Genomic DNA, 11307 nt, shown 5'->3' with positions numbered 1-11307 from the left:
CTGTGCCCTTACGCGTTTGACCTGGTATTTTGCGGGGAGCACACGGGGGGGTGCGCATGACGGGTACAGAAAATCGCGGGCTGCGGTTCAACGTTCTTGGTTCTCTGGAATGCCTGGCCGACGGCGATCGGATCAAGCTCGGGGGACCGCTTCAGGACCGCATTCTGACGTCACTGCTCCTGGAGTCCGGGCGGACGGTGCCCATCGAGCGCCTCATCGAGACGGCCTGGGGGGAATCCTCGCCGGATACCGCCAAGCAGCAAGTACGCAAAGCCATTGCCGACCTCCGGCGGCGCATACCCGACGGTCCGGCGCTGATCGTGACCGAGGACGCCGGGTACCGCGTGTCCGTGCAGCCGCTCCAGGTCGACCTGCACCTCTTCTCGCACCACGTCCAGGCGGCCGCGTCCGGCCGCTCCGCGGGTCAGCTCTCGGCGGCGGCCGGGGAACTGCGCAAGGCCCTCGCGCTGTGGCGGGGCCCGGTGCTGAACGGAACCGGCGGGCCGGTCCTCGACGCGGCCTCCACCGTGCTGGAGGAACGGCGCCTGGCCGCGGTGGAGGAACTCTTCGCGCTGCGGCTCCAGTTGGGCGAGGACAGCGACATCGTCAGCGAGATACGCGAGTTCGCCGACGCCTACCCGCTGCGCGAAGGGCTGCGGGCCCAGCTGATGCTCGCCCTGTACCGCGCCGGCCGGCAGGCCGAGGCACTCCACGAGTACGCCGCCGTGCGCGAGTTGCTGGCGGAGGAACTCGGGATCAGCCCCTGCCCCGACCTGACCAACCTGTTCGAGAAGATCCTCCGGGCCAGCCCGGAACTGGACGCGCCCGCGCCGGCGCCCGCGGCCCCCGCCCTGCGGCCGTCCGAAGGGGCGCGGGCCGCCGAGAACGCCCCGTGCACCCTGCCGTACGAACTTCCGGACTTCACCGGCCGTCACCAGGAACTCGGCTACCTGCTCGACCGGGGGCAGCCGGGCGACGGCGTGCGGATCATCGCCGTCGACGGGATGGGCGGCGCCGGCAAGACCACCCTCATCGTGCGCGCGGCACACCGCCTGGCCGCCTCGTACCCGGACGGTCAGCTCTACCTCGACCTGCGCGGCTTCACCCCGGGGGAACACCCGCTCGCACCCGAGGAGGCGACGCGCATCCTGCTGCGCGCCCTCGGGACACCCGACAACGCCATCCCCGACGACACCGAGAGCCGGCTCGCGATGTGGGGGGCCGCCTCCGCCTCGCGGCGACTGCTCCTCGTCCTCGACAACGCGGCCGACGCCGCTCAGATCCGCCCGCTCCTGCCCGTTACGTCCGAGTGCCTGGTCCTCGTGGCGAGCCGTGGCCGGCTGCTCGACCTCGACGGGGCGCACTGGATATCACTGGGCACCCTGGCGCCGCAGGAGAGCGCGGCACTGCTCGCCCGGACCCTCGGCGAAGACCGCGTGGCCGCCGACCCCGAAGCCGCCAGGTCACTGGCCACGCTCTGCGGGCACCTGCCGCTCGCCCTGCGCATCGCCACCGCCCGGCTCCACAACCGCCCCCGCTGGACGCTGCAGTACTTCGTCGACCGGCTCCGCGAGGAGGACGCCCTGCTCACGGAGCTGCGCTCCACCGAACGCAGCGTCGCCACGACCATCCAGCTCTCCTACGAGGCCCTGGGCGAGGAGCACCGCCGGGCGTTCATGCTCCTCGGCGTGCACCCCGGGCCGAACTTCGACCCGCACGCGGCCGCGGCGCTCACGGACATGACGCCCAGGAACGCCGAGCAGATGCTGGAGGACCTGCTCGACTCGCAGCTGCTGCAGCAGCACGAGGCGGGGCGGTACTCCTTCCACGACCTCATCCGCAGCTTCGCCCGCAGCCTCTGGGACGACTCCGTCAGGCACCAGAAGGACACGGCGGTCGGCAGACTGCTCAACCACTACCTGGGTGCGACCAACGAGGCGTGCCGGATCCTGTTTCCCGGACTGCGCCAGTGGGCGTCCGCTCCGACCGGCAACGCCACGGGGCTGCCCGCGTTCGGCGACGCCCAGACCGCCCGCCGCTGGTACGACCGGGAGAGCAGGGCTCTCCAGGCCACCGTCCGGCTGGCCCAGAGACACGACTTCCACCGCCTGGCCAGCTATCTGGCCAGGAACACGGTGCTCCACCTGCATGCGCAGGGAGCCATCCGGGACTTCCGGGAGCTGGCGGAGGTCGCCGTGACCGCGGCCCGCCGGGCGGCGGACACCCAGGCCCTGTGCCTGAGCCTGGCCAACCTGGCCTCCGCCCACCAGATACTCGGCGAGTTCCGGTCGGCGACGGAGGCGGCGGAGGAAGGCCTGAGGGTGTCCCGCTCGCACGGGGACTCCGTCAGCGAGGCGGCCTTCCTCGACCTGCTCGGCTGGGCCCACATCGTGCTCGGCAGCCTGTCCGAGGGATACGACCTCCTGCTGCGCGGCATCGGGCTGCACCGCGAGTTCGGGAACCTCAGGCGGGAATCCATCGCGCTGTGCAACCTCAGCACCCTGCACCTGTGGCAGGGCCGGACCACGGAGGCGATCGCCGCCGCCGAACGGGCCGTCATGCTCTGCCGGGAGGTCGGGGAGCAGGAGCACGAGGTGGCCGCCCTCAACGACCTGGTCATCGCGCACCTGGACGCCGGCGACGACGCGTCGGCGCAGAGGTACCTCGACCGGGCGCTGGCGCTCGGCGAGGACTCGGCGATGCCAAGGAACCGGGCCGTGTCGCTGGCTCTGCGAGCCGTCGTCCACCAGCGGAACGGACAGAGCGACGAGGTGATGACGTACATCGACCAGGCACTCGCGCTGGTCAGCCCGCTGGGTACCGTGACCTGGCAGTGCGAGGTCGAGAACATCGCGGGACTGGTCCACCGGCACGGCGGTAATCACGACAAGGCGCTCGAGCTGCACCGCAGTGCCCATCAACGGGCACTGGGCATCGGATACCGCATGGGTATGGCGCACGGACTGCACGGCATGGCAAAAGCCGAGCAGTCACTGGGAAAGCAGGAAGCCGCCCGGGAGCACTTGCGCAATGCGGAAGAACTGTTCACCGCGATGAACATCCCCCGGGCCATTCTCAACTCGCCCGACCGTGCGTCCGTGTGCTGCACCCTCGGTTCCTTCTGCTGCAGCACACAGACTCCGGACATTGGCCGGTAGCCGGACCGTTATACGTGGCTGAAACCCGGCCCTTCATTGGTGGCCAGCGTGTGCACACCCTTCCCGGGCCCGTCGGCCCCGAGGTTGTGCACCGCCACTCCGGTACCGAAAGCAATGGCCAGAGCGACAATACCGATCAGGCCTGCCAGCTTACTGCGCATGATTCCCCCTCAATCCGCAAGATCTTCTCAGACACGAGCGATCTTCGAGCAGGCTTGGTCCGTTTCTGTTCCGTCTGGATACCTGTGCGTTACCTCAGGCCGCCGGCCTCAGGAGAGGACCGTCTCGGGGGAAGGCCACGGCGGTGCGCGGCTCCTGCGCCGCTCGCGGGGTCCAGGGCTCTGACCGGGGGGTTAGCCCCAGTGCACCGGGGCCGGGTACTTTCTAGGCTGACCGGCATGAACACACTCGATCCACGTGACGCCGACCTCGGGAAGGACCTGGACGCCACGGTGCGGGCCCGCAGGGAGCTGGGCGAGGACTACGACTCCGCCCTCGTGGACTCCTTCCTGGAGAAGGTCGAGCGGCGGATCGACGACGCGGTGGACCGCGGGGTGCGGCGCCGGCTGGCCGAGCAGCAGATGGCGGCCGTGCGCGGGTCCCGGCAGCCGAAGCCGGCCGACTCCTGGGCCGAGCGCTACGGCTTCGCCCTGATCACGCTGGTGCTGGCGATCCCGCTGTCCTCGATCGCCGCGGCCCTCACCGGACTGTCCGGGATGGTGGTCACCTGGCTCGGCATCGTCGGCGTCAACGCGATGCAGGCGATCAGGCTCAACCCGGAGCTGCTCGCCGGCCGCCGCGGCCGTGACCGGCCCACCTCCGACGGCTGACGCGACCACCACGACGACCGGCCCGAGCGCCGCGACGACCGCCCGGCCCTCCGCGGCCGACAGGACGGCCGTGCCGGCCGGACAGGTTCTCGCCACCCCTCGGGCGGTCGTGCGGCGTTCGTGGGCGCCCGTACCGGCGGGGAAGAATGCGCGGGGACCGCCGCACCCCCGGAGACCGGGGGGCGGGACGACGGCGGTCCCCGCGAGGGACGCGGGCCGGGTCAGGGCCGGGCTGGCGCGTCCGTGGCGTCCATGGAGGTCCGGGAGCCGCTCCGGAGGTCCTTGGCGCCGATCGGGGCCGGCCTGGGCGGGGAGCCTCCCTGCGTGCGTGACGCCCGGGAGGTGCCTCCATCGCCCTGCCGACACCCACCAATCTGCCGGACCCGTGTTAAGCGGGTGCTGCGCGCACGTGACACGCTCGTACCACTTCCGCGAACCCCGTCCCACCTCAAGTTCGCTGCGGTCACGGGCGGTTCACCCGGCGTTCGCTACTTGTTGCCGCCCTTGGCCAGGAAGGCCAGCAGGTCCTGCCGGCTGACCACACCGGTCGGCTTGCCCTCGACCAGGACGATCGCCGCGTCGGCGGTGCCCAGCACCTGCATCAGGTCGCCGACGGGCTCGCCGGAGCCGACCTGGGGCAGCGGGGCGCACATGTGCTTCTCCAGCGGGTCCTCCAGCGAGGCGCGCTTGCTGAACAGGGCGTCCAGCAGCTCGCGTTCCACCACGGACCCGACGACCTCGGCGGCCATGACGTCCGGGTGACCGGCGCCCGGCTTGACGACGGGCATCTGCGAGACGCCGTACTCGCGCAGCACCTCGATGGCCTGGCCGACGGTCTCCTCGGGGTGCATGTGCACCAGGGACGGGATGGAGCCGCCCGCCTTGTCCTCGAGGACGTCACCGACGCGGGCGCTGGGGCCCTCGTCCTCGAGGAAGCCGTAGTCGGCCATCCACTCGTCGTTGAAGATCTTGCTGAGGTAGCCGCGGCCGCTGTCCGGCAGCAGGACCACCACGACGTCGTCCGGGCCGAGCCGTTCGGCGACCTCCAGGGCGGCGACGACGGCCATGCCGCAGGAGCCGCCCACCAGCAGGCCCTCCTCCTTGGCCAGCCGGCGGGTCATCTGGAAGGCGTCCTTGTCGGAGACGGCCACGATCTCGTCCGCCACGGTGCGGTCGTAGGCGGTCGGCCAGAAGTCCTCGCCGACGCCCTCGATCAGGTACGGCCGCCCGGAACCGCCGGAGTACACCGAGCCCTCGGGGTCGGCGCCGATGACCTTGACCTGGCCCTTGCTGGCGTCCTTCAGGTAGCGGCCGGTGCCGGAGATGGTTCCGCCGGTGCCGACGCCCGCCACGAAGTGGGTGATCTTCCCCTCGGTCTGCTCCCACAGCTCGGGGCCGGTCGAGTGATAGTGCGAGAGCGGGTTGTTGGGGTTGGAGTACTGGTCGGGCTTCCAGGCGCCGGGGGTCTCGCGGACGAGCCGGTCGGAGACGTTGTAGTAGGAGTCCGGGTGCTCCGGATCCACGGCGGTCGGGCAGACCACGACCTCAGCGCCGTACGCCCGCAGCACGTTGATCTTGTCCGTGCTCACCTTGTCAGGGCAGACGAAGATGCACTTGTAGCCCTTCTGCTGGGCGACGATGGCCAGACCCACACCGGTGTTCCCACTGGTCGGCTCGACGATCGTGCCGCCCGGCTTCAGCGCGCCGCTCTCCTCGGCGGCCTCGATCATGCGCAGGGCGATGCGGTCCTTGACGGAGCCGCCCGGGTTGAAGTACTCGACCTTGGCCAGGACGGTGGCCTGGATGCCCTTGGTCACGCTGTTGAGCCTCACCAGCGGGGTGTTGCCGACGAGGCTGATCATCGAGTCGTGGAATTGCACCGTTGTCTCCGGTCGCTGCAAAAGGTGTGTTCGTAGTGGTGCCGCCAGCCTAAGGCCACCCGTGCGACCGGCGTGGCCGTTCACTCCCCGTTGAGATTGACGCACGGGCTGTACGGGGCAATGAGTGGGTGTACGGCTACGAGGAGGTGGCGGCGACGCATGACGAGCATGTCGAGGGCGAGAGTGGCCCGGCGCATCGCGGCCGGAGCGGCGTACGGGGGTGGCGGGGCCGGGCTGGTCGGCGCCGCCGCCGTGGGTCTGCTGCTGGCGGAGGTACGGCTGGCGAGGCGCCACGTGGGCAACGGCAGCGGCGGCCGGGTGCCGATGGCCGACGGGGTGTACGGCCACGCGTACGACATCCCCGGGGAGCCGCCCCTGCGCCTGACCATGCTCGGCGACTCCACGGCCGCGGGGCAGGGCGTGCACCGGGCGGGCCAGACACCGGGCGCCCTGCTGGCGTCGGGGCTGGCCGCGGTGGCGGAACGGCCGGTGGAGCTGCGGAACGTGGCGCTGCCCGGGGCCCAGTCCGACGACCTGGACCGCCAGGTGGCCCTGGTGCTGTCCGGGGCGGCCCCCGTGCCCGACGTGTGCGTGATCATGATCGGCGCGAACGACGTGACGCACCGGATGCCGCCGACGCGCTCCGTACGGCATCTGTCCGCGGCGGTACGGCGGTTGCGCACGGCCGGTGCCGAGGTGGTGGTCGGCACGTGTCCCGACCTCGGCACCATCGAGCCGGTGCAGCAGCCGCTGCGCTGGCTGGCCCGGCGGGCCTCGCGGCAGCTGGCGGCGGCGCAGACGATCGGGGTGGTGGAGCAGGGCGGGCGCACGGTGTCGCTGGGCGACCTGCTGGGGCCGGAGTTCGAGGCGAATCCGCGGGAGCTGTTCGGCCCGGACAACTACCACCCCTCGGCGGAGGGGTACGCCACGGCGGCCATGGCCGTGCTGCCCACGGTGTGCGCGGCGCTGGGCCTGTGGCCGGCGGAGGAGGAACGGCCGGACGTGTCACGGCGCGAGGGTTTCCTGCCGGTGGCGCGGGCTGCCGCGGAGGCCGCGTCCGAGGCGGGCACGGAGGTCACGGCGGCGATGCCGACGGGGCCGCGGGGACCGTGGGCCCTGCTGAAACGCCGGCGCCGCCGCCGGGTCCCGGAAGCGGAACCGGCAACCCCCGCCCTCTGACGACCCCACCGGCCGCCCGCCGCCCCCGGACGAGAGACGGGAGAGGGGGCGGAGGACGCGCGCGCCTGCGAGAGGCCGTGGTTTCGGACCGGGCTTTTCGGCCTACCGGGTCGGAGGTGGGTGAGCCGGCCGGCGCGGGCCAAGCAAGCGCTTAGACAATTGCGGTCAGTGTCACACCCCGACACCGGTGACCTCTCCACTACGGCCGGGTAACTTCCGTCGTGCCCTGCCCGAAAACTTCCGCCACTGGAGCCGTGATGCCCGAAGCCGTCATCGTCTCGACCGCCCGCTCCCCCATCGGACGCGCCGGCAAGGGTTCCCTCAAGGACCTGCGCCCCGACGACCTGACCGCCACGATCGTCCAGGCCGCACTCGCCAAGGTCCCCGAGCTGGACCCCAAGGACATCGACGACCTGATGCTCGGCTGCGGCCTCCCCGGCGGCGAGCAGGGCCACAACCTCGGCCGGATCGTCGCCGTGCAGATGGGAATGGACCACCTGCCGGGCTGCACGGTCACCCGGTACTGCTCCTCCTCCCTGCAGACCTCCCGCATGGCCCTGCACGCCATCAAGGCCGGCGAGGGCGACGTCTTCATCTCGGCCGGCGTCGAGACGGTCTCCCGTTTCAGCAAGGGCAGCTCCGACGGTCTCCCGGACACGCACAACCCCCTCTTCGCCGAGGCCGAGGCCCGCACCGCCGCCGTCGCCCAGCAGGAGGGCACCACGTGGCACGACCCGCGTGAGGACGGCCTGGTCCCGGACGCGTACATCGCGATGGGCCAGACCGCCGAGAACCTGGCCCGCTGGAAGGGCGTCACCCGCCAGGCGATGGACGAGTTCGGCGTCCGCTCCCAGAACCTCGCCGAGGAAGCCATCAAGAACGGCTTCTGGGAGCGCGAGATCACCCCGGTGACCCTCCCCGACGGCACGGTGGTCAGCAAGGACGACGGCCCGCGCGCCGGCGTCACCCTGGAGGGCGTCCAGGGCCTCAAGCCGGTCTTCCGCCCCGACGGTCTCGTCACCGCCGGCAACTGCTGCCCGCTCAACGACGGCGCCGCCGCACTCGTCATCATGTCCGACACCAAGGCCCGCGAGCTGGGCCTCACCCCGCTCGCCCGGATCGTGTCCACCGGCGTCTCCGGGCTCTCCCCCGAGATCATGGGTCTCGGCCCGGTCGAGGCGAGCAGGCAGGCGCTGCGGCGCGCGGGTCTGACCATCGACGACATCGACCTGGTCGAGATCAACGAGGCCTTCGCCGCCCAGGTGATCCCCTCCTACCGGGACCTCGGCATCGACATCGACAAGCTGAACGTCAACGGCGGCGCCATCGCCGTCGGCCACCCCTTCGGCATGACCGGCGCCCGCATCACCGGCACGCTGATCAACTCCCTGCAGTGGCACGACAAGCAGTTCGGCCTGGAGACCATGTGCGTCGGCGGCGGCCAGGGCATGGCGATGGTCATCGAGCGCCTCAGCTGAGCCACCGTCCGTAGCGAGCCACACACGGTACGTCGCACGAAGGCCCGGAACCGAGGGGAATCCAAGGTTCTGGGCCTTTCCGTGATCCAATCTCCCCCAGGATGTGACCTATCTCGCTCGCCGGACACATCGGCGCAGGTCAGCCCAGGTCAGCACGGTGCGACACGAAAGCGCAAGGACAAAGTCCTGTCCGTTTCGTGACGTTACGCACTGACAGCTGGTTAGTCCGCCCTTCAAGCTGATGTAGGAAGTCGGGGGTCGACTTTGAACCGGGAGTATGTCAGTGAGCGCCATGCCGATCGCCCTGCTGCTCACCACGGCTGCCACGGGCGCCGTGGGCGTCGCCGTCCTGCGCACCGTCCTCAAGCTGCGCCGCCAGCTCACCGAGTTGCAGCGCCAGCTCGGCGAGAACCAGGCGGCGACCACGCGCGCCCTGCTGCCCCACGCCCGCACCCACGCGGACGCCGAGCAGATACGTGCGGCCGTGGCCGAGGCGCTCGCCGAGGAGCGGGAGCGGGAGCTGGCCGAGGCCCGTGCCTTCTGGGCCGCGCAGGAGGCCCGTGACGCCTCCGACGCACCGACCCTGCTGGGCCTGCCGGAGGCCGATCTGTTCCTGCCCCGGCAGACCGACTTCGTGGGTCTGGAGCCGCTGGAGCCGGTGTCCGAGCCGGCCGCCGAGGCCGAGGAGTTCTCCGCGAAGGACTTCGTCCAGGGCAGCGCCCCCACGGAGTCGCCGGAGCTGGCCGCGGCCCGCCGCCGGCATCCCTCGCACCCCGACTTCGTCCCGGTGCAGTCCCCGGCCGTGAACGACCACGAGCGTACGGTCGACGCCCTGGAGCAGCTGACCGCCGAGCGCGTGGCACTCTCCGACGTCCGCCCGGGTCCGCTCGGCACGCTCGACGTCTACGTCTTCGCCGACGGCACCACCCTGTGCATGACCCCGGGCCACCGCGAGACGGCGGAACGCCTTGCCGCGGCCCTGGAGTCCGGTGAGACCGCGTACCTGCTGGGCGGTTCGGGTGTCTCCGGCGCGTACACCCTGACCTTCGCCTGCGGCGACGACATGGTCTACATCCTGGCCGACCGGGTCATCGCGTCCCTGTAGCGCGGCGCCCGCCTCACACCCCCGCCCGCGCCCGCGCCTCCTCCACCAACCGCACGGCCTCGGCGACCTGATCGTCGCTCTGCAGCACCACGGCGAGGTCGTGCGCGGCCACGAGGATCTGGTCGGCCGCGGCGAACATCCCCGCGTCCGGCATCTCCCGGGGCTCGCCCGCGGGTTCCTCCATCAGCTGGGCCCGCCGGGAGAGTTCCCGCGCCACGGCCAAGGCCTCCGCGGCAGCGCCTCGTTGGAGCCGGCTCTGCGGAGCGGCCCGCAACCGGTCGGCGAAGTGATCCACTGCTCGGGTCAAGGGCGTCGTATCAACCACGCGCCGAGCGTAACGTGCCGCACTGTTGCCAATACGCGAACGCTCAGGCACGGTGACGTGAAGGACCGGCTTACATCCCCTTTGCGTTCGGAGGCGCCGATGTCCCACGTCTTCTCCGAGGAGACCCACCGCAATCTGCTCGCCCGCATTCCGCAGTGCACCGGTCGTGAAGTCTCCGACTGGCTGCGCACCGTCGAGGACGGTCCCGCCCTCTTCCGCTTCGAGGAGAAGGTCAGCTGGCTCCGGCACGAGTACGACCTGGCGTACGGCCACGCCAAGGCGCTCGTGCACGAGTACGACCTGCGCAGGGCGGCCCGCAAGCTGCTCTAGCCGGTGTGCAGCACCCGGCGAAGAAGACGACGAAGGGCCCCGGAACGCATCCGGGACCCTTCGTGCGATCAGGCGTCGTGCTAGTCGTTGCTGCTGAAGATCGCCACCAGCCGCAGCATCTCCACGTAGATCCACACCAGGGTCATGGTGAGGCCGAACGCGGCGAGCCAGGACTCGTTGCGCGGGGCGCCGTAGGCGATGCCGTCCTCGATCTGCTTGAAGTCGAGGGTCAGGAAGAACGCGCCGAGCAGGATCGCGAAGATACCGACGATCGCGCCGAGCGGGCCGAAGCTGCGCAGTCCGCCGTTCTCGGCGACGCCGAAGACGACCAGCAGCAGGTTGACCGCCGTGACGACGAGGAAGGCCATCGCGATGGCGAGACCGATGCGGGCGTAGCGGGCGGTGACGCGGATCCAGCCGGCCTTGTAGACCAGCAGGGTCGCGCCCGAGACCGCCATGGTGCCGAGCACCGCCTGGAACGGGGCGCCGCTCCACCTGGCGTTGAACATCTCGCTGAAGACGCCGAGGAAGACGCCCTCGAAGGCCGCGTACCCGAGGATCAGCGCGGGCGACGGGGTCCGCTTGAAGCTCTGGACCATCGCGAGGACGAACGCGATCAGCGCGGAGCCGACCGCCAGGCCGTAGCTGGTACCCGAGACCGGCAGCAACGCCCAGGCGAGGACGGCGCCGACGGCGACGGTGCCGAGCGTGAGGGCCGAACGGACGACGACGTCGTCCATGGTCATCCGGTCGGTGGTGGCCGGGGCCTGGGGCGGTGCGCCGTACTGCAGGTCGCCCTGCGCGTACGGGTTCTGGGCGTACGGATTCTGCGCGTAGGGGTTGCCCTGTGCGTACCCGGCCTGCGGTGCGGTGTTGAAGCCGGCGTAGCCGTTGTCGCGGCTGAACCCCCGTCGCGAGAAGACCGGGTTGCTGCTCCTCATTTCACTCCTCCATGGCTGCCGTGCGCAGCCTTGGCCTCAAGGGTAATGGATTGGCAAAGGATCGACCATGCTACTTGAGGA

10 protein-coding genes are annotated in these 11307 nt (G+C 71.0%); 6 read left to right on the top strand and 4 right to left on the bottom strand.

Annotated features, from left to right (window positions below; genetic code table 11):
* The first annotated feature begins 56 nt into the window (after positions 1 to 56).
* Entirely contained in the window at positions 57 to 3158 is a 3102-nt protein-coding gene (locus tag JK359_RS09160) for an AfsR/SARP family transcriptional regulator (protein ID WP_201833772.1), read from the top strand.
* Positions 3159 to 3166: 8 nt separating this feature from the next.
* Here the strand turns inward: JK359_RS09160 and JK359_RS09155 are convergent, their stop codons facing one another.
* Entirely contained in the window at positions 3167 to 3319 is a 153-nt protein-coding gene (locus JK359_RS09155) for a hypothetical protein (RefSeq protein WP_201833770.1), read from the bottom strand.
* Positions 3320 to 3556: 237 nt separating this feature from the next.
* Here JK359_RS09155 and JK359_RS09150 point away from each other — a divergent pair, with 237 nt between their 5' ends.
* Positions 3557 to 3988, top strand: a complete 432-nt coding sequence (locus JK359_RS09150) for a hypothetical protein (RefSeq protein ID WP_201833768.1) — start codon at positions 3557 to 3559, stop codon at positions 3986 to 3988.
* A gap of 488 nt (positions 3989 to 4476) precedes the next feature.
* Here the strand turns inward: JK359_RS09150 and JK359_RS09145 are convergent, their stop codons facing one another.
* The gene (locus JK359_RS09145) at positions 4477 to 5868 is read right to left on the bottom strand and encodes a cystathionine beta-synthase (RefSeq protein ID WP_201833766.1); all 1392 of its coding nucleotides are present in this window, start codon (positions 5866 to 5868) and stop codon (positions 4477 to 4479) included.
* A gap of 159 nt (positions 5869 to 6027) precedes the next feature.
* On the opposite strand from JK359_RS09145, the gene JK359_RS09140 reads away from it, so the two are divergent.
* From JK359_RS09140 to JK359_RS09130, 3 genes are all read left to right on the top strand, one after another.
* Positions 6028 to 7047, top strand: coding sequence for an SGNH/GDSL hydrolase family protein (locus JK359_RS09140; protein WP_201833764.1), 1020 nt, complete (start codon positions 6028 to 6030; stop codon positions 7045 to 7047).
* Positions 7048 to 7304: 257 nt separating this feature from the next.
* Complete coding sequence (locus JK359_RS09135; RefSeq protein ID WP_201833762.1) at positions 7305 to 8525, top strand: acetyl-CoA C-acetyltransferase; 1221 nt, start codon at positions 7305 to 7307, stop codon at positions 8523 to 8525.
* 292 nt (positions 8526 to 8817) lie between these two features.
* Positions 8818 to 9630, top strand: coding sequence for a hypothetical protein (locus JK359_RS09130; protein ID WP_201833993.1), 813 nt, complete (start codon positions 8818 to 8820; stop codon positions 9628 to 9630).
* Between the two features lie 13 nt (positions 9631 to 9643).
* On the opposite strand, the gene JK359_RS09125 is transcribed toward JK359_RS09130, so the two are convergent.
* Positions 9644 to 9955 (bottom strand): hypothetical protein, encoded by a 312-nt coding sequence (locus JK359_RS09125; protein WP_201833760.1) that lies wholly within the window; start codon positions 9953 to 9955, stop codon positions 9644 to 9646.
* Positions 9956 to 10054: 99 nt separating this feature from the next.
* Between JK359_RS09125 and JK359_RS09120 the strand changes: the two genes are divergently transcribed.
* Entirely contained in the window at positions 10055 to 10285 is a 231-nt protein-coding gene (locus JK359_RS09120) for a DUF4287 domain-containing protein (protein ID WP_201833758.1), read from the top strand.
* Between the two features lie 80 nt (positions 10286 to 10365).
* Here the strand turns inward: JK359_RS09120 and JK359_RS09115 are convergent, their stop codons facing one another.
* On the bottom strand, positions 10366 to 11226 hold the full coding sequence (locus tag JK359_RS09115; RefSeq protein WP_201833756.1) for a Bax inhibitor-1/YccA family protein: 861 nt from the start codon (positions 11224 to 11226) through the stop codon (positions 10366 to 10368).
* Between the last annotated feature and the right edge of the window lie 81 nt (positions 11227 to 11307).

It is taken from the genome of Streptomyces actinomycinicus (genome assembly GCF_016741775.1).
In the GTDB taxonomy this organism is placed as follows: Bacteria; Actinomycetota; Actinomycetes; order Streptomycetales; family Streptomycetaceae; genus Streptomyces; species Streptomyces actinomycinicus.
This window is presented reverse-complemented; position numbering and strand designations above follow the sequence as displayed.